This window comes from Melittangium boletus DSM 14713 (assembly GCF_002305855.1).
GTDB lineage: Bacteria > Myxococcota > Myxococcia > Myxococcales > Myxococcaceae > Cystobacter > Cystobacter boletus.
In genome coordinates this window covers 7,318,196-7,337,441 of record NZ_CP022163.1, presented here as the reverse complement: position 1 = coordinate 7,337,441, position 19,246 = coordinate 7,318,196, and the positions used below count along the sequence as shown (strand labels likewise).

Below are 19,246 nucleotides of genomic sequence, written 5' to 3'. Positions count from 1 at the left end.
CGGCCATCGGATCATGCCCCGTGAATGGGCCGCGGCTCGACGACCCTCTTGAGCAGACCGCGCTCCTCCAGCAATGACTGGACGCGGCGACCCAGAGCGAGGTGCTCGGAGTTCCTTCCACTGAGGCGCTCAGGGGTGAGAATAACGAGCGTCCCCTTATCCGCTACCGGCTCCACGCGCACGGGCTCCGGGAGAGCTGGCACCAAGCCCCATTGGCGCGAGAAGTACGTCACCCACCCCATGAAAGTCCCGGCCGAGCCTTGTTCTGAAAGGGCGTCCCGGAAGTCTCCAGAGACGATGACGCCCCAGTCCGGTTCCCACGCGAGCGCCATGGCCCGCATCACCCCGGCGAGCACAGATGTTGTGAGCATTCGCTCACTGCCCGGCTCCTCTACCGGAAAATAGAGAAGCACGTGGTTCGAGGAGCCGTCACCGTGTGAGCCACAGAAGAGGGTGACGGCTCCCCCCTGGTCCTCTTCCTCGTGTCCCGTCCAGGCGCCGAAGTAAAAGCCGTCCGCGCCGCTCTGATACTTTTTTTTGCCGAAGAAGCGCACGAAGGTCTCGTGCGTGGGCTCGAACCCGAGTTGGAGTCCCCTCTTCTTCGAATTCGTCTTCTCGTACCACTGGGTATAGCTCGGGTGACATTCCGCCAGCAGATGGAAGAAGGTCTCTGCCCGCCGGGCGCACTCCTCGGCCGACTCCTGACGACGCCCCCAATAGGTGCCTGCGTAGTAGGCCTCTCTCATAAGTGACGGCCCTCGGGAAGCAGCGGCGTATGCACGATCTCGATGCCCTCGATGTTGTTTTCCTTGAACAGCTTCTTGAGGACGGCAACCATTCGAGGCTCCGCGACGTGCCAGCGAACCCGGAACACTCCGGCCAATCCAGTATGCCGACGTGCTTGTTTTATCATGCTATCCGCGCCCTCGTATTTGAATCGGGTCTTGAGTTCCTGGTCGAACCACTTGTCGTATCCAAGAGCCTTGGCTTCGAGCAGCGAACCCGTTTTGGGGTCGAATCCATCGTAGTCCACACAATCGGTTCCTCGACAGACTCTGTAGGCCCACCGCTTGGGTGCACCCGTCACCTGAGCCTGGTAGGCGCGGGCCTGCTCGGACATGCTGGAGGTATCCTCCACCCACTGTCCCGGACCGCCCACCGGAGGCCACCCACCACCACCGGAGCCCTGGGCCCCTACGTTGGCCATGTGAAGCACGTAGGTGGCGATCAGCGCGCTACCAGCCACAGCGACGGCACCACCCACCGGTACGGCCACCAACCGCACCGCCAGGAGGCCATCACCCGAGAGCGACAGCAAGGGCACGGACATGCGTCCCAACCTCCCGCCCCAGGACGCCGCCTTCGCGGCCCCCGCCCCCGAGGAGCCGACCATCAGCACCGCGCCCGTGGCGAGCCGCGAGACGGTGCGAACCCGCTCCGCGTAGGGCTTCTGGCGAAACTCTTCCCAGAGACGCGGCGCGTTCTCGTACATCGCCCGCACGGCGCCCGGAAGCTGAGCCAGCCCCTCCAGCGTCTCCCCCGTGTGGAAGACGAGCCGGTAGAGTCCCTCCACCATGTCCACCACCGCCAGCACGGCCCCCTCCGCCACCGGCAGCACCACTCCGTCATCCGGCTCGTAGATGCCAGACGGACGCGCCTCGTGCGGAACATTGAGCGTGTCATCGACAGGGAAGAGACGCCCACCGACAACCGCGTAGAAGGGCCCCACCTCGAAGCGACCGGCTCGTAGGGTGCCGTCATCCGCCAGCGCCACCTCACCCGCCTTCTGGACAGCTGCGCCCGTGGTGGGCTTCACGAGGTAGCCGTCCGGACGCACCACCAGCAAGCGTGAGAAACGCCGCATGCGAGCATGCAGTTCGTCCCGTGACACCGGAACTCCGCCCGTGGCCACCTCCAAGAGCAGGTGCGCCGCCATGCGCCTTGGACCGAAGTTGCTCAGCGTCACCGGCGTGGACAACAGGTGCGGCAGCAATTCCAGTGCCCGCCGAGGAGACAGCGTGCGCCCATCCCCTGGCATTGCAGTAGAGGGCACTCCGGCCTGCACGAGGAAGCCCTGGAAGTAGTCCACACTGAAGGGCACCTGGTAGGGACGGCCGTCGCCCACCCCATCCGGTCCGCCGGCCCCCTCCCCGTCCCAATCCTCCGCTTCGTCCACATCACCCACACGCTGCGCATGGCGCCGTGAACGCGAGCGGGTGCCCTCGCTCCCAACCGAGCGCTCCTCCACGCATCCTTCGGTGACCCATTCCTCAGTGGTGGCGCCGGTGTGTTCCGAAACCGCGGTGAGGGTTTTGACTTTGGCCTCCGCGCCAGCCTCCGGTGATCGCTCCGCAGCGGCCAAGCGCACGGATGGCGGCAGCCGCCGGAAACGGGTGCTACTCCCCGTCAAGCGACCGTCCATGGGCGAACCCGTGGCACACGCGGTCTGTAGCGCGAGGAGGAACAGAACCAGGGCACCGGCATCCCAGCGCGGCGGGCATCGCGAGTTCACCCATCGAGAGACCATCAATAAAAGATGCCCTCGCAGGTTTCGAGGACAGCCTTGATGGCTTCCGGTGTCGTTCTACACTCCTTGGCCAGAACCGAGGCCGACCAGGTCACCGCCACAGTGGAGGGAGGCTCAGTGGCATGCATCGAAATGGTGACGGGTCCCACGGTCCCTGGCCATGGCTTGCCCATCAGTTCCTGACTTCGGCGGATGGGATCCAGGATGGTGAAACAGGGCCACCGGGGAAGCTTGATGGTCCGCATGTCGCAACCATGGAAGCGGCAACCATCCAGTTGAGCCTCGCTGAAGTCGCAATCCTCGATGGAGCCAGTGCCCGAATCGCTGGCGTAGTCAGGCCAATGGCCGAACTCACAGCCCGACAAGCGCCCTTTGAACCGGCACCCCTTGAGCTGGGCATATATCCACTCTTGATGGTTCACCAACTCCTGTTTCACGTCGAAGGTACAGTTGATGAATTGGGCTTGCTTGATGATCAAATTCTTCGCGGACACCTTCAGGACGACGGTACAATTCCGCAACGTCAGATTGGTACTCAGGAAATAGAGCGAGCCTTTGTCCGTCAGTTCCAACCGCTCGTTTCGAATTTCCTTATCCCTGAAAACGACGTTCTTGAGCCGCGCCATGACCAATCCCTTCAAAACGTCAGCATCCGGAAGAAGACGTCCGACATGCGCCTGCCATGCAAGGACAAATTGGACTCTGATGCGGAAAGAATTTCGTACTGATAACCAGTTGTCGGGTCAATCACGTCGACGCCCCTGTGATTCCATTCAAAGAACTCCTCGAACCGACCCTTGACCCGTCCATGAACGAAGCGGCCTCGGGCCTCGCGTTCCAACAAGCGCGCCAGCCAATACTCCCCCTCGGCCAGGGCTTTGGCGATGGCCCGCCGCTCGCGAGGTGAAAGGTGTTGGGGTCCCCATTCCTCGGCCGCCTGCGTGACGGCCGCCTGGAGCTGGTCTCCCACCGGATCCTTCGCGGGAATGTCCTGGTTCCCCTTGCCTCGAGGTACGTGCCACCGCTGCCCATTGCCCAGCACCACCTGCCGGTTGCCTCCCCGATGCCGCAGGACGGTCATGGGGGCGCCTCCCGACGGAGCCGCACCTCCGCCGCCTCCCGAGCCCTTCGCCTTCATCACCACCACCCACACGCCCGGTTGCGCCGCGACCACGCTCTCCACCGCCGCAACCGCCTCGGCCAGTGCCTCCTCCCTCACCACCCACTCCACTCCCTCCAGCACCGCCGCCCCACCCGACTCGACCCACGTCGCCTCCGCCTTCGAGTAGCCCGGCAGCGAGCGCACCCGTCCCGCGATCTCTCCCACCGCCCTCCCCGCCAACACCGCCACTCCCAGAATCAGAACCTTCGCCGCGTCCCGCCCCAACACCTTCGCGTACGCATCTCCTGCCGCTCGCACCTGGGCGAATGTCGTGGCCTCGTGAGCCTGGGCCGACAGCCTGGCCCACCCGTCCATCAATCCCCACACCGTGTCCACGCCCAGCCACGCCACCAGCAGCACACTCAGGCTCGCCGCCACTCCTTTAGACGCTGGCTCGGGCAGCAACCACAAGCCCAGATACATCCCCACGGACCACACGCACAGCGCCACCAACGCTCGTGGCTCCACCTCATGCCCCAACGCCTCGCGCGTCTCGTCCAATACCGAGCCCAAGGCCACTGCCAACGCCAGCGTCCGCCGATCCGCCGCTCGCAGCACCCGCCCGTCGTCCAACAAGCCCAGGCAGTCACCCCCGCCTCTCTTCTCGCACCAGCGCAGGTAGTCCTTCCGCAGTGCCTCCTGGGCCTCGACGGTCAGCGGCCCCGTATCAGGCGCCAGGGTGAGCACCTGGCCCCGCGACACTTCCGCCAACCACTCCCCCTCCGCCTCGTACACCTCCATCCATTCCCGGGGGACCTGCTGCGGCGTCCCTTTCACGCGCACGTCTCGAGCAAGCCTCTGGAGCGCATGCTGAAAGTCCGCCGAGGACACGGGCACGCCCTCGGAGACTCCCGAGTCCACCTCAAGCACGTCTACCCGGTACTCATGAGCTTCGGACTTGTACGCCACGTCTCGGCCCGGCCGCACCGGCGTCGCGCTCGTACACGCCATCACCAGCGCCAGCAGTACCGCTCCCGCTTCTCTTCGTGCCACCTTCTACCTCCTCGCGAAACCTCACCTCGCCATGCGTCCTCGCCCCCCGTCCACAGGACACACCGAGGCCCGTGCTTGACGCGGCTCTCGCCCCGCGTCCACCTTCTGCCTTCCGTGTCAGAGCAAGGAGACGCACGTGAAGAAGCTCGTCAATGATCCCCGCGCGGTCGTGGGAGAGATGCTCGAAGGACTCATCGCGCTGCACCCCGGACAGGCCCTGCTGGAGGGGGAGAACGTCATCCTCCGCTCCGACATCCCCGAGGAGCCCGCCCAGCGCCAGGTCGCCATCATCTCCGGAGGAGGCAGCGGGCACGAGCCGGCACACGCGGGCTACGTGGGCGCCGGCATGTTGCACGCCGCCGTCGCCGGGGATGTCTTCACCTCGCCCAGCACCGATGCCGTGCTCGCCGCGATCCGCACCGTCTCCGGGCCCGCGGGTGCGCTGCTCGTGGTGAAGAACTACACCGGGGATCGGCTCAACTTCGGCCTCGCCGCCGAGTTGGCCCGGGCCGAGGGCATTCCCGTCGAAACGGTCGTCGTGGCCGATGACGTGGCCCTGCGCGACACCGTGGAGACCTCGCGGCGCCGGGGCATCGCGGGCACCGTCTGGATTCACAAGGTGGCGGGCGCCGCTTCCGCCGCCGGAGCCCCGCTCGCCCAGGTGACCCGGGAGGCCGCCGAGGCCGCCCTCCTGCTCGGCACCATGGGGGTGGGACTTGGCGCCTGTACCGTCCCCGCCGCGGGCCGTCCGGGCTTCACCCTGGGCGAGGGCGAGATGGAGCTGGGGCTCGGCATCCACGGAGAACAGGGCGTGCGGCGCGTGCCCGTCCAGTCCGCCGATGAGGTCGTGAACACCCTGCTCTCGGCCATCCTCGAGGACCAGCGGCTGGGCGCGGGCGACCGCGTGGCCCTGCTCGTCAATGGCCTGGGAGGCACCCCCACCCAGGAGCTGGCGATCATCGCCCGCCGGGCCCTGGCCCTGTTGCGCGAGCGGGGACTCCACGTGGAGCGGGCCTGGAGCGGCGCGTTCCTGACGGCCCTGGAGATGCCGGGCTGCTCCTTGTCCCTGTTGAAGGTGGACGACGCGCGGCTGCAACGGCTCGACGCACCGGCCTCCGCCCCCGCCTGGCCCGGCAGCGGACGGCTCGCGCCAGCACGTCGGATTTCCTCCGCGCCCACCACCGCGCCAGGGCCTTCCGCCACGGAGACTCGAACCCAGGGCATGGAGCGTTTCCCCGAAGCCGTTCTCGCGGTCGCCCAGGCGCTCGAGGCCGCCGAGGCCCGTCTGACGGAGCTCGATGCGGCGGCGGGCGATGGAGACCTCGGCATCAGCCTGGCGCGAGGCGCGGCGGCGATGCGGGCCCTGCCCGAGACGTCCTGGGCGAGTCCCGCGCGGGCCCTGACGGCGCTCGGAGAGGCCCTGCGCCGGAGTATCGGTGGCAGTTCGGGACCGTTCTACGCCACCGCCCTGCTGCGCGCCGCCCGCCGCCTGGGCGACACCTCACCGGACGCCCGCGCCTGGGCCGAGGCCTTTCGCGCGGGAGTCGACGCGGTGGCGGAGCTCGGCGGGGCCCGTCCGGGAGATCGCACCATGCTCGATGCCCTGCACCCGGCCGCGGAGGCCTTCTCGCGAGCCCTCCAGGACGGCAAGCCGCTCACCGAGGCGTGGGCGGAGACGGTCCAGGCGGCCCGGGAAGGCACCGAGGCCACGAGCCGGATGACGCCGCGGCTGGGACGCGCCAGCTACCTCGGAGCGCGTGCCGTGGGCCTGCCCGATGCTGGGGCGGAGGCGGTCACCGTCTGGCTCGGGGCGCTCACGCCGTTCATCCGGTAGCCCGCTCGGTTTCCAAGAAACTTATTCCGCTCGGGTACGACAATGTCGGTACCAAATCACCTCCATCGCACAGGAGCCGCCATGACGCAGCGAATCACGGCCCGAACCGCCCCGACGACCACCTCCGCCGCCCGTAGCACCTCGGAGGCGGCCCAGGTGGAGGTGAGCAAGGCGTCGCGCTTCTCCTCGGACTTCAAGAGCTGGCTGCAGGAGAACGGCTACGGCCACTTCGACTTCGCCAAGGGGGACGTGCCCTCCTTTGGTGGCCGTGCCCAGCCCGGAGAGAAGCTCGCGCGCGAGCCCGTCATCTTCATCCACGGCAACGCCGACAGCGCCGCCGGGTGGGAGAAGTCCATCGAGCACTTCGCCACCCAGGGCTACCAGCCCTCGGAGATGTACGCGATGACGTGGGGACCGCAGAACCCGCTGCTCGCCAGCCAGCAGCACCACTCGCGCAAGTACGAGGAGGAGGTGCGCGGCTTCATCCAGGCGGTGAAGGAGTACACCGGCGCGGAGAAGGTGGATGTCATCGGCCACTCCATGGGCGTCACGCTGGCACGCAAGGCCATCCAGGGTGGTGACGGCTTCGATCCCTATCCGGGCGGTGGCCACTACGACCTGGGCGCGCCGCTGACGGGCAGCGTGGACACCTTCGTGGGCATCGCCGGCGCCAATCAGGGACTCGCCTCCTGCGCCTTCACGGGAGACCTGCTGCCCACGTCCAACCGGCAGACGGGCCTGCACCCCCAGTCCAAGTTCCTCGAGGAGCTCAACGAGGAGACGGGCTTCGAGGGAGACAACGTCTACAGCATCTGGTCGAACTCGGATCAGGTGGTGGGCGTGGGGCTCGCGCAGTACACCTCGCCCATCCCCGGGCAGGACGGCCAGAAGGTCTACAACACCTACGGCCACATGGGCTCGCGCGACCTGAGCGTGGAGACCCAGCTCTCCATGATCGAGGAGCACAAGGTCCGCTGACGCGGCGCCAGGGCCGTGAGGCTCAATCGGGCTTCGCGGCCTCCGCGCGCTCCTCCCGGTAGATGTCCGCGAGCGCGTGCGCGCGTTCGATCTCATCCCGGGCGGCATCCACGGCGAGCACCTTCTCGAAGCGCTCCACTTGCTCGCGCAAGGCGGAGGACATGAGGCCTCCCACGGCGAGCCGGGCGGAAGCACTCTCGCGCTCGGCGCGCAGCTCCGCCACCCGCTGCCCCAGCTCCGAGGCGGCCTCCAACAGGAGCTGGCCATCCTGCTTCGCCCGGGTGAGCGATTCCCGGGTGGTGTGCAGCAGGGACTCGGTCTGGACGCGATCCCGATCGAGCGCCGAGGCGACCTTCGCGTCCCCGTGCGCCTGGACCCGCCTCCGGTCGATCTCCTCCAACCGCCGGACGTAGCGCTCCTCGGAGCGGGACAGGTCGCCCTTGAGCGCGAGCAGCGTGGCGGCGGACTTGCGGATCTCCGCCCCCTGGCGCTCCAGGTCCTCGATGAGTTGATCGAACGCGGCGAGTGGATCCTTCACCGGAGCGGGCCGCCGCTGCGTCTTCTTGCGCAACCAGTCGAAGAACATGACGGAGCGGAAGCCTACCCGAAGGGACGGCACAGCAGACGCACCCGCGTGAGGCGCCCGTGCAGATCTGGACCTCGGGTGGCGAGCGTGGCGAGGTAGCGCGCGGGGGGAATCTGGTACACCTCGAGCAGGTGGCGCAGGAGCATCAGGCTCTCGGTGGCACGGCGGTCCGCGGGAGCGAGCGCGGCGGCCTCCACGAGGGCATCGAGGATGTCCGCCACGCGCTCGCCCACCTCGGGCCCGGAAACCTCGCGTGCCTCCTCGCTGGAAAGCCGCTCGGGTTCGGGGAAGAGCGCGTCGAACGAGGCCTCCGAGGCCAGGGCCGCCGCGGGCAGCGCGCGTCCGGCGGCGAGGGCCTCGAGCGCGGCCAGATGGGGCGCGAGCGCGTCGATCGCCTCCGGAGTGACGGGCACGTCGCGTGGCAACAAGGTCCGCCAGGGGCTGTCGAACTCGGTGCGCGCCCACTGGATCTCCCGGTCGGACAGGTGGTGGTAGAAGGCACGGCCCCCGCGCGCGCGCTGCTCCTCGACGAGCGATTTGAGATCCGGGTTCTCCTCGCCGAGCGACACGAAGCTCAGCGCGATGTCGAGCGAGTCCATGGGCGCGCGGGTGCGGCGGATGAGCTCCATGTCGACGCGATCCTCGCCATCGGTGATGAGCACCACGGTGGCGCGCGCCAGGTAGGGATCCCGTCCCCGGGCGGTGCGAATGGAGTCGAAGGCGGACATGAGCGCGAGGGAGATGTCCGTCTGGCCCTCCGCGGGCGAGTGGTGGAAGAGCTTCTCGATCTGCCGGGTGGCTTGCAAGACGGTGTCCACGCGGGACAGCTCGGTCGGGGTGTCGTTGAAGAAGGAGAAGTAGAGCGGATCGAAGGGCTTGCCCTGACGGACCTTGACGCGCAGGTTGTTGAGTTCGGCGATGATGAGGGCGTCGCGGAATCGCGCGCGGGGGCCATGCATGGAGCCCGAGGCATCGCAGACATAGACGCGCACGGCGGTGCGCTTCTTCTTCTGGGTCTCGGGAGGCGGCTCGTCCTCGAGGTAGGCCCGCACCATCTGGCGGTGGGCGGCCAGGTCGTAGACGAGCATGCGCGGATCGGAGATGACGAAGTTGTGCACGTCGTGCAGGCCGCCCGTGCGCTCGAACGTCATGTTCTGGGTCGGATACGGCACCTGCCTGGGGACCGGGCGCACCTTGCGGGTGTTCACCTCGACGATCTCGTCCGAGAGCACGTCCTCCACGTCGAAGTAGCGGGCGCAACCAGCCGCCAGCTCGAAGGCGGCGCGCTGTTCGGGCCGCAGGGAGAAGGCCAGGTCCGCGAGCAGTTCATCCGGAGACGAGCCCTGCTGCCGCGCGCGCTCTGGATCCTCGGCGGAGGGAGGAACGGACTCGCCAAACCAGTGCCTCAACTCCTCGCGCTCGGAGGACTCCAGGAGGGCGCGCAGGGAATCCCGGGAGGGCAGCAAGGGGGTCAGCGCCGCGCGGGCCGCCGCGGCGATTTCGGGCTCGCGGGCCTCCAAGGCGCGGTCATAGAGCCCCTTGAGCGAGCGCCAGGCCAGGTGGGGCTCCCGCGTGGCGGACAGCCGGACCTGCTCGACCAGCGCCTCCATGGAGCGCGTCGCGGGCACCTCGCGAACACGCTCGCGGGCTTGAGCCACCTCATGGCGCAGCACCACGCCGCGCTCACGGTCATGTTCCATGCCGATGCGCAGGAGCAACTCGTGAGCGATATCCAGATCCCTGCGTTTCTGGACGACGTCGTCCACGGTCTCGCGCGCCCGCCGGGCGAGGAATTCGGCCACGGCCATGCGGGCCTTGCTCGGAGCGCCCTGGTCATGCCCCGACGAGGTGGGCCGGGCGAAGATCTCCAGGGCCTCCGAGGGAGTGGCGGGCGAGGGAGACAGGAACAGGTCCGCCACGCGCAGCACCCGGGCGAGCTGGACGAAACCCCGCTCCAGCGCCGTCCGCGCACCGGGCGGCGTCCGTCCCGCCTGGTGCATCTTCTCCACCGCGTCGAGCGTCCGCTCGAACTCCTCCAGGGACTCGTTCGCCCGCGCACCCAGGCCCGTGGCCAACTCCCCGACCCGCCCCTTCTTCACTCCCAATTCGAGCAGCAGACGCGCATCCGCCAGGGTGTGCACCCCCACCCGCTCCAGGGCCCGGTCGAGTGCCGTCACGGTCGGCAGGGAGAGCTCCACCTGCGCGGGAGAGGTGACGCCCTTCCACCAGCCCCGGAGGCCCTCCGGCTGGAACACACGCCCCTGGAGCGCGTCCAACCGGAGCCTCAAGCGAGCGAGCCGCGAGCCGAGCACGCGTCAGCCCCTCCTCACAGCGAAGCCCGGAGGTCCAGCAACTGCTTGCTGAAACGGGTGAAGTCGTCGTCGATACCGCGCAGCACCCCTTCCAGCTTGCGCGCGCTCTCGCCGAGCTCGCCGGGAATGGCGATGAGGACACCGAGCACGCCCTTGATGCGCACCAGTTCGCCCTCCTTGAGGGTGAGCAGCGGGAAGCGGCTGCGCACCAATCGGTCGAAGATATGGTCCGCGGACGCGCGGTTCTGCGCGGTCTGGGGCGCCGGCAGGGCGGTGAGCAACTGGGTGAGCCAGCTGCGCAGGAATTTGAGGCGCGTCTGCACGAAGGCGAGATCCACCCGGGCCACGGTCTCGCGCACGGCATCGGACAGGAAGAACGTGGCGGAGGCAGGCCGAGCGAAGGCGAGCTGGCCATCCAATCCGAGCAGGGCGGAGAACTCGCCGTCGCGCACCTGCGTGGAGAAGTCTCCTCGGTAGAAGTGGTAGGCCTCGCCGTTGATGGCGGTCTGGGGCGCGGGCGGAGGACTGGCCACTTCCCGGCCGAGGCTCCGCACGTATTCGCGCAGACGGTTCTCCAGGACTTCCCGGCACTCGACGAACACGGGCGCTGGAGCCAGACCCTCGCGCCGCAGGTTCTCCGCCACCGACTGCACCGTGCGCGACAGCTGATCGATGCGCTCGAAAGGCACGGTGGACAGCACGTCCCGGGCATAGTCGAAGCCGAGCGGCTGCAGCAGTTGCTGCTTGAGGCCCCGTTGGGAGGGATCCAACCGGCACAGGGACTGCTCGAGTTGCCCGAGCCGACGCGAATCCGCCGCGAGCGCGTCGAGAGGATCCCTCCGGGCCCGGGTGCCCGGAAAAGCGCTCGTCACCCGCTGACGCAAGGCCACCACGGCCCGCCGCCGCGCCACGGACTCGGCGGCGCGCAGGTGCATCCCCGTGGCGGAATGGCTCTCCGACAACAGGGCCACCAACTCCCCCACCCGGCTCAGCTCCTCGACGAGCGTGTCCGAGATCCCGAGCAACCCGTCCGCGGACACCGCCTCGTCGAAGGACAGACTCTCGGTGTTGAGCGCCATCAACTCGAGCGACTGCATGAGGAACCGGGTCACCGCCTCGCCCAGGGAGGGAAGCTGGGAGGTCAATTCGGGAACCTGGCGGCACAACGCCACCGCCTCCACGAGCGCGATGAACACGGGCAGTCCGGCGCGCGACTCGGTGCCCTCGATGGGCCCGCGCGCCAGACGTTGCATCACACTCACGAGCAGTCCTCGCGCGGCGCCCAGCAGGACCTCCCGGTTCTCGGGATGACGGGGCCCCGGCACGAGCTTGCCGCGCAGTTGCTGGGCGGTGGAGGACACGATTCCGGGCTGGAAGGTACGGGCGAGCGCTTCCACCTTCTTGAGCTCCTCGGCCGCGCCCAGGGAGGCCGCCTCGCGCTCCGGGCCCGAGCCCAGCTCCGCGCGCACCTTGGCCAGGGCGGCGTCGAAGGCCTTCTGCTCGATGCGGACGATCTCCAACTGGGCGCGCTCACGGGGATCCACCGCCACCTTGAGCAGGGCCTCGGACTCCTCGGCGGGTGGTCCTCCGAGCAGGAAGAACCAGCGCAGGGCGTCCAGGTCCTCCACGGTGGCCTCGAGGGGCCGCTCCGGACGCCGATAGAGCTGGTCGCGCACCACCGCGGCCTTGAGGGCCCAGAGCGCCTTCACCACGGAGCGCTGGGAGAAGTACTTGGTGGGCACGTAGTCGGGCAGCTTGGACACCTGGGCCGTGAGCGCGCGCTCGAGCTCGTCGGTGAGCATCTCGATGGCCTCGAGCAAGGTGCTGGACACCCCCACCCGTTCCACGGCGGCCTGGAGCACGTCGAGCTGCTGCAGGGAGAGTTGCGCGCGCAGGTCCGGCCTCAGCCCATGAGCGGAGCGTTGCAACATGGCGGCGCGGCTGGCGGAGCGCGCGAAGGCCTTGGGCACGAAGGAGATGAAACTGAGGCGATCGGCGAAGGCCAGCAACAGCTCGGGCGAGCGCGCGAGCACCTCGGAGAGGTAGCGGTTGCTCGTCATGATGGCGCATTCGATCCGCCCGCTCGTCACACGGCGTCCGTGCTTGAGCTCGCGCTCGTGCAGCACGTTGAGGATGGAGCGCAGGAGCATGTCGCGTCCATCGAAGACCTCGTCGAGGAAGGCGTGGGTGGCGCCCAGCATGCCGTCCTCGGTGAGGTATTCGGTGCGGCCCGTCTCGGTGAGCACCTTGAAATCCACCGGACCGATGAGATCCGTCTGCACGGTGGACTCGGCGATCTGCTTGGCGAAGAGCGAGGGCTGTCCGGTCTTCTCGTCCAGGATGCGGCCGAGCACCGCGGAGGCGATGGCGCTCTTGGCGGTTCCAGGGGGCCCGACCACGAGCACGTGCTCCCGGCAGAGGAGCGCCAGCTCGATCTGCGTGAGCAGCGTCTCACGCTCCAGGTAGACCTCTCGCAGCTCTTGGAAGAAGTGGCGGAAGGCCAGGGCTGCCTGGGAGTGGGTGTTCACGGGGGGATGGATCACGGTGGTTTCCGCCGGAGACAAGGCGGCCCATCGTACCCGTCCCAGGAGGCCCTGTTGAAGCACCCCGGACCCGGGCGCTGAAGAACGGAAGGGCCGGAGGCTCCTCGAGGAAGCCTCCGGCCCTTCTGGAACATCACCGTCGGGTCACCCACCACCTCACACGAGGTGTGTGAGGCGGGAGATCGTCACGACTGGCGGAACTCGGCGTCCACCACGTCGTCCTTGGGCTTGGCGGAGCTGCCCGGAGCGGCGCCCTCCGCGCCCGGAGGAGGCGTGGCGCCCTCGGCGCCCGGCGCGCCGCCGGTGGCCTTGTACATCTCCTCGGCGATCTTGTAGCTGGCCTGCTGCAGCTTCTCCAGGGCGGCCTTGATGGCCTCCTTGTCCTCGCCCTCGCGCACGTCGTTGACGCCCTTGATGGCCGCCTCGAGCGTGGACACGGCCTCGGCGGGGAGCTTCTCGCGGTTCTCCTTCACCATCTTCTCGGCGGCATACACCTGGGACTCGGCCTGGTTCTTCACCTCGACCAGCTCGCGGCGGGACTTGTCGGCCGCCTCGTTCTCCTTGGCGGCGCGCACCATCTTCTCCACCTCGTCCTTGGCCAGACCCGAGGAGTGGCTGATGGTGACCTTCTGCTCCTTGCCCGTCGCCTTGTCCTTGGCGTTGACGTTGAGGATGCCGTTGGCGTCGATGTCGAACGTCACCTCGATCTGCGGCACGCCCCGGGGCGCGGGAGGCATACCCGTCAGGTGGAAGCGGCCGAGGCTGCGGTTGTCACCCGCCATCTCGCGCTCGCCCTGCAGCACGTGGATCTCCACCTGGGTCTGACCATCGGCCGCGGTGGAGAAGGTCTCCGACTTGCGGGTGGGGATGGTGGTGTTGCGCTCGATGAGCTTGGTCATCACGCCGCCCAGAGTCTCCACGCCCAGCGACAGCGGGGTGACGTCCAGGAGGAGGATGTCCTTGACCTCGCCGGAGAGCACGCCGGCCTGCACCGCCGCGCCCACGGCCACCACCTCGTCCGGGTTCACGGAGCGGTTGGGCTCCTTGCCGAACAGGCGCTTGACGGCCTCCTGGACCATGGGGATGCGCGTGGAGCCGCCCACGAGGACGACCTCGTGCAGATCCTTCACATCCAGGCCGGAGTCCTTGAGGCACTTGCGGCACGGCTCGAGCGAGCGCTCGACGAGGTCGCCGATCATCGCCTCGAACTTGGCGCGCGACAGGCGCACGTTGAGGTGCTTGGGGCCGGAGGCGTCGGCCGTGAGGAACGGCAGGTTGATCTCGGTGTCCATGGTGCTGGACAGCTCGATCTTCGCCTTCTCGGCGGCCTCCTTGAGGCGCTGGAGGACCATCTTGTCCTTGGCGACGTCGATGCCGGTGTCCTTCTTGAACTCGGCGATGAGCCAGTTCATGAGGGTCAGGTCGATGTTGTCGCCGCCCAGGTGCGTATCGCCGTTGGTGGCGAGCACCTCGACCACGTTCTCACCCACCTCGAGGATGGACACGTCGAAGGTGCCGCCGCCGAAGTCGTAGACGGCGATCTTCTCGTCCTTCTTCTTGTCCATGCCGTAGGCGAGCGCCGCGGCGGTGGGCTCGTTCACGATACGGCGCACGGTGAGGCCAGCGATCTCTCCCGCGTCCTTGGTGGCCTGACGCTGGGCATCATTGAAGTAGGCCGGCACGGTGATGACCGCCTCGGTCACCTTCTCACCCAGGTAGTTCTCGGCGGCGCGCTTGAGCTTGAGCAGCACCTGCGCGGAGATCTCCGGGGCGCTGTACTGCTTGCCATCGAGTTCCACGCGCGAATCGCCATGGGGGCCGCGCACCACCTTATAGGGGACGAGCTTCGCCTCCTCGGTGGTCTCCTCGAAGCGGCGGCCCATGAAGCGCTTGATGGAATAGATGGTGCGCTCGGGGTTGGTGATGGCCTGACGCTTGGCCACCTGCCCCACGAGCCGCTCGCCGTCCTTCGCGAACGCGACGACGGAGGGGGTGGTCCGAGCCCCCTCTTCGTTGGTGAGGACCTTGGGCTCGCGACCTTCCATGATCGCGACCACGCTGTTGGTGGTGCCCAGGTCGATTCCAATGATCTTGCCCACGGTGTGTAACCTCCCGAAATAGTTGCGGAAAAGAACGCGAGGACGTCGCGTAGCTCCGATGTATGACCAACGTAACCACCGCCCGGGGGGTGTCAAACCGCGAGTTGATGGTCACGTCCGGGTCACAACGGCGAGGCAGGTGCGTAAACCCTTCGCCACCGCCGCCACCGGGCGGTAGCAACCGGCCAGCCAGGGGGCAAAGCCCGTCCCCTTTCAACCGGTTGAAATCCTTAGGAAGATGGAGGGGTAACGCCGCGCGTCAGCCGTTGGCTGGAAAAGTGCACGGCGAGACAAACGCCTCGCCGCGGAGACCGTGGGGAGGCGCCGACACTTTCTATTGGAGGCAGTCCCCCATGTTGGTCCAGCCCCTGCGATCCTTGGATACGCGCCCGAGTCCGTCCCAGTTGAGGGCGCCAGGGCACAAGGTCGCGGTGTTGCTGAACGCCAATGCCCGCCGGGTGGATGCGCAGGTGGTGAAGTCCCTGTCGCACGTGGTTCCGGAGCAGGACCTGTTCCTGTCCCGCTCGGAACTGGACTGCCGGCGCATCGTGAACACGGTGCTCGAGAGGAACTACCCGGTGGTGTTCACGGGAGGAGGAGACGGCACCTTCCTGGGCTTCGTGAACGAGGTGTACCGCCAGTTGGAAACCCGCCGGTTCGCGGGCAAGAGGGCCCCTCGCTTCGGGGTGCTGAAGCTGGGGACGGGGAACGGCCTGGCCACGTACGTGAACTCCGGCCAGGGCATGTCGGGCCATGTACGAGACGTGATGTGGGCGCGCGAGGGAAAGGTGCCGGGCCACCGGCGGATGGATCTGCTGCTGGTGGATGGCAAGCGCACGCCCTTCGCGGGTCTCGGCGTGGATGGGAAGCTGCTCAACGACTACGTCTGGGTGAAGAGCAATCTGGGCCGGGGCGTCTTCAAGCAGATGCTGTCGGGCCCGGGCGGGTATTTCTCGGCGGTGGCCTTCAAGACGGTGCCGCACTACCTGGCGAACTCGACCTGGGTGGAGTGCGAGGTCACCAATGGGTCGGCGAGTGAGGCTTGGCGCGTGGGCCCTGACGGCATGCCCGTGGGCGAGCCCATCGCTCCTGGGAAGACGCTCTTCAAGGGTTCCTTGATGATGGCGGCGGCGGCGACGATGCCCTTTTATGGGTACGGCTTCCGGATGTTCCCATTCGCGGGCGAGCGCCGGGGAATGATGCAGTTGCGCCTGGGCCAGCTGCGGGCCCCGAGCATCCTGGCGAACCTTCCCAAGCTGTGGGCGGGCCGCTGGTTCCCCGAGGGCCTGCGTGACTTCTACGCGCGAGAGGTCCACATCCGCTTCGCCACGCCGATGCCGTTCCAGGTGGGCGGAGACGCGGCCGGCTACCGTGAAGAGGTGACGCTGAGCGTGGCGCCCGAACCGGTGGAACTGCTGGATTTCCAAGCACCCAGGCAGTGAACTCCCTGGCTCGAGGGAGTGGCCTGGAGGCCGCTCCCCGGCGGGGAATCCAGAACAGGGAAACGGCGTGACGAGCTACCCGCGGTTACGAGCGGCCGGAGGCTTCTCGCCCGGCTCCCGTCGGCGGCCCACGGCGAACGCGTAGCTGGCGGTGGCCTTGCCACTCTCCCGGTGAAGGGCCATCTCCTCGCGCAACCAGGTGGCGAGCTCGGGAGGAGCTTGAAGGAGGTGGGGCTCGAGTTCCCGGTAGAGGGTATCCAGTTCGGCGTCTTGCAGGGACTCGACGGATTCGGGTTCGAAGCCCGCCTGGGACAGGTGAAGGAGCAGCTCTCTCGGGAGCAGCAGGGGGGCACCCAGCCGACGTTCCCAGAACTCGAGCACCGCGCGAGGCGTCACCCGGCCCACCCGAACCGGATAGGTCAAGCCTAGGCGGCCTTCACGCGCCAGCAAGGGGCGAAAGGTGCTCAGGGCATCGGGGAGGGCCACCAAGACGCGGCCCTGGCACAGAATGGCGTCGAACTCGCCTTCACGAAAAGCGGGTCGGCTCAGGTCCACGCGTCGGACCTCGACCCGGCCGTCCAGGGCGAGCGCATGAACCCGCTCGCGCAGGAGGGAGAGTACCGTCTCGTCCGAGTCCGCGACCACGACCGAGCAGCCGAACTCCTGGGCGAGCACGACTCCGCCAAGACCAGCGGAGCCGCATCCGAGTTCCAGGACGCGCCCCCCCTCTTCCAGCTGAGCGACTCGAGCGAAGCGCCGGGTCGCGGCTTCGGAGCCAAAAGGACGCCGAGCGTCACCAGGGAAGTAGAGCGGAAAGGGCTCGGCCGGGCTCATGACACGCCCCTTGTACACCGGTAGCCCGCAATCGCCAATTCCCCGACTCTCCGAGCGCAGCGCCAGGCGGCCACCCTCCTCAGAGGTAGTAGACGATCCGCGACTCTTGTCGGAGCCGTTCGTAGATGGAACGCCGATGCTCCTCGGACAGCAGGTAGACGGAGACGCTTAGAGACACATAGGTCCCCTTGCTACTGGGTTGCTCCTGAATGGAGTCCGGCGAGATCTCGGTGCCCATCAGGACCCGGAACAGACCTCGGACGTAGTCGACGAAATCAGGGGCCTGCCGACCCATCACCTTGAAGGTGTAGACGGTCGGGTATTCGATGAGCGGCTTTTTTTCCTGCCCGCCCTCTTTCTCCGGGGAGGGATCCCCTACGTGACCGTTTCCCGTCATGATGACATCCTCGTACGACGCAGCGCGCTAGAGGAGATTGGCGGCGAGTTCGGCCAGGGCGCTGCGCTCGCCCTTGGCCATGGTGATATGGCCCGCGATCTTCTCGTTCTTGAACCGGTTCACCACATGGACGAGCCCGTTGCTGGTGGCATCCACGTAGGGGTTGTCTATCTGGAACGGGTCCCCCGTGAGAATGATTTTCGTGTTGTCGCCCACGCGGGTGATGATGGTCTTGACCTCATGGGGGGTGAGGTTCTGGGCCTCGTCGATGATGATGTACTGGTTGGGGATACTGCGGCCACGGATGTAGGTCAGCGCCTCGATCTCCATCAACCCCAGGTCGATGAGTTCATGGTAGCCGCGGCCCGCCTTCTTGTCGGCGCGGCTGAGGTTCATCAAGAACTCGACGTTGTCGAAGATGGGCTGCATCCAGGGGTTCATCTTCTCTTCCAGGGTACCTGGCAGGTAGCCGATGTCGCGCCCCAGGGGGAAGACGGGCCGACTGACCAGGAGCTTCTGGTAGACGGACTCCTCGGTCACCTTGTGGAGTCCCGCCGCGATGGCCAACAGGGTTTTGCCGGTACCTGCCTTGCCCACGATGGTGACGAGCTTGATCTCGTCGTTCACGAGCAGGTCCAGAGCGAAGCTCTGCTCCATGTTCCGAGGGCGGATACCCCAGGTCCCCTCCTTGACGCCCCGCAGGAGGGGGACCACCCGACCGCGGGTGGCGTTGAAGCGGCCCATGGCGGCGTGGGACGGGTTCGTCTCGTCCTTGAGCAAGATGAATTGGTGTGGCGCGAGTGACTCCTGGCCGGAGATTTCCACCTCGGCGCCGGACTTGTACATCTGATCCACCATCTCCCGGGGAACCAAACGCTCGGTGAAGCCGGTATAGAGCTCGGTGATCTCGACGCGCTCGGCGTCATAGTCCTCGGCGATAAGGCCCAGGGCGTCCGCGCGAATGCGCAGATTGGTGTCCTTGGTGATGAAGACGGCGGGCGACTGGGGCTCACGCTCCATCAAGTCGATGGCCACCGATAGGATTCGATTGTCCATCAGGTTGCTGTCCGCCATGGACAGTGGAGGCGAACGCTCCGTGAAACACACACGCAACATGCCACCATGAGGCAAGCGCACCCCCTCCTTCAACGAACCTTCTTCCCGGAAGGAGTCCAGGTAGCGCGCCACCAAGCGCGCGTTGCGGCCCAGTTCGGAGAGGTCACGCTTGAACTGATCGATTTCCTCGATGACGTAAATGGGGATGATGACGTTGTGTTCTCTGAACCCGTAGATGGAGCGCGGGTCATGGAGAAGGACGTTGGTGTCGAGGATGAAGTTCTTTCGCATCGTGTGGAGCGCGACCTCAAGGCGGGTGCGACCGCATGAACCGACCGTGCGACGGGACTCCGGCTGACAAAATGCACCTGAGCGTGGCTACTGCTCCGAATATAGGGCAGGCCCCTCTCACAGGAAGCCCACGGGCACCATTTCGAGTCCTTCCGGGTGCGCAGCACACGCCTGTGCTGGAGGAGTCCCCAA

At 67.3% G+C, this 19,246-nt stretch carries 14 protein-coding genes; 3 read left to right on the top strand and 11 right to left on the bottom strand.

Annotated features, from left to right (window positions below):
* Positions 1-11: 11 nt before the first annotated feature.
* From MEBOL_RS30480 to sitA5, 4 genes are all read right to left on the bottom strand, one after another.
* A complete protein-coding gene (locus MEBOL_RS30480; protein WP_095980728.1) occupies positions 12-746 on the bottom strand; it encodes an immunity 52 family protein in 735 nt (244 codons plus the stop codon).
* Positions 743-2,176, bottom strand: a complete 1,434-nt coding sequence (locus MEBOL_RS30475) for a restriction endonuclease fold toxin 5 domain-containing protein (protein ID WP_157823763.1) — start codon at positions 2,174-2,176, stop codon at positions 743-745. Before MEBOL_RS30475 ends, MEBOL_RS30480 begins: the two co-directional genes overlap by 4 nt.
* Before the next feature lie 350 nt (positions 2,177-2,526).
* Positions 2,527-3,153 (bottom strand): pentapeptide repeat-containing protein, encoded by a 627-nt coding sequence (locus MEBOL_RS30470; protein ID WP_095980726.1) that lies wholly within the window; start codon positions 3,151-3,153, stop codon positions 2,527-2,529.
* Between the two features lie 11 nt (positions 3,154-3,164).
* Complete coding sequence (sitA5, locus tag MEBOL_RS43280; protein ID WP_245918971.1) at positions 3,165-4,682, bottom strand: SitA5 family polymorphic toxin; 1,518 nt, start codon at positions 4,680-4,682, stop codon at positions 3,165-3,167.
* 136 nt (positions 4,683-4,818) lie between these two features.
* On the opposite strand from sitA5, the gene dhaL reads away from it, so the two are divergent.
* On the top strand, positions 4,819-6,516 hold the full coding sequence (gene dhaL, locus MEBOL_RS30460; protein WP_095980725.1) for a dihydroxyacetone kinase subunit DhaL: 1,698 nt from the start codon (positions 4,819-4,821) through the stop codon (positions 6,514-6,516).
* An 81-nt stretch (positions 6,517-6,597) separates the two neighbouring features.
* Positions 6,598-7,494, top strand: coding sequence for a lipase family protein (locus MEBOL_RS30455; protein ID WP_095980724.1), 897 nt, complete (start codon positions 6,598-6,600; stop codon positions 7,492-7,494).
* A 22-nt stretch (positions 7,495-7,516) separates the two neighbouring features.
* Here MEBOL_RS30455 and MEBOL_RS30450 read toward each other — a convergent pair whose 3' ends face one another.
* From MEBOL_RS30450 to dnaK, 4 genes are all read right to left on the bottom strand, one after another.
* Complete coding sequence (locus MEBOL_RS30450) at positions 7,517-8,080, bottom strand: hypothetical protein (RefSeq protein WP_095980723.1); 564 nt, start codon at positions 8,078-8,080, stop codon at positions 7,517-7,519.
* Between the two features lie 14 nt (positions 8,081-8,094).
* The gene (locus tag MEBOL_RS30445) at positions 8,095-10,392 is read right to left on the bottom strand and encodes a vWA domain-containing protein (RefSeq protein ID WP_095980722.1); all 2,298 of its coding nucleotides are present in this window, start codon (positions 10,390-10,392) and stop codon (positions 8,095-8,097) included.
* A gap of 14 nt (positions 10,393-10,406) precedes the next feature.
* The gene (locus MEBOL_RS30440) at positions 10,407-12,932 is read right to left on the bottom strand and encodes an AAA family ATPase (protein ID WP_095983099.1); all 2,526 of its coding nucleotides are present in this window, start codon (positions 12,930-12,932) and stop codon (positions 10,407-10,409) included.
* A 188-nt stretch (positions 12,933-13,120) separates the two neighbouring features.
* The gene (dnaK, locus tag MEBOL_RS30435) at positions 13,121-15,034 is read right to left on the bottom strand and encodes a molecular chaperone DnaK (RefSeq protein ID WP_095980721.1); all 1,914 of its coding nucleotides are present in this window, start codon (positions 15,032-15,034) and stop codon (positions 13,121-13,123) included.
* Between the two features lie 353 nt (positions 15,035-15,387).
* Between dnaK and MEBOL_RS30430 the strand changes: the two genes are divergently transcribed.
* Positions 15,388-16,476, top strand: coding sequence for a diacylglycerol/lipid kinase family protein (locus MEBOL_RS30430; RefSeq protein ID WP_095980720.1), 1,089 nt, complete (start codon positions 15,388-15,390; stop codon positions 16,474-16,476).
* Positions 16,477-16,551: 75 nt separating this feature from the next.
* On the opposite strand, the gene MEBOL_RS30425 is transcribed toward MEBOL_RS30430, so the two are convergent.
* From MEBOL_RS30425 to MEBOL_RS30415, 3 genes are all read right to left on the bottom strand, one after another.
* Positions 16,552-17,310: an SAM-dependent methyltransferase gene (locus tag MEBOL_RS30425; protein WP_095983098.1), complete on the bottom strand. Its 759-nt coding sequence runs from the start codon at positions 17,308-17,310 to the stop codon at positions 16,552-16,554.
* Between the two features lie 79 nt (positions 17,311-17,389).
* A complete protein-coding gene (locus MEBOL_RS30420) occupies positions 17,390-17,707 on the bottom strand; it encodes an HP0495 family protein (RefSeq protein ID WP_095980719.1) in 318 nt (105 codons plus the stop codon).
* 27 nt (positions 17,708-17,734) lie between these two features.
* Positions 17,735-19,054 carry a PhoH family protein gene (locus tag MEBOL_RS30415; protein ID WP_095980718.1) on the bottom strand — a complete coding sequence of 440 codons (1,320 nt, stop codon included), beginning with the start codon at positions 19,052-19,054 and terminating at the stop codon, positions 17,735-17,737.
* Positions 19,055-19,246 lie beyond the last annotated feature (192 nt).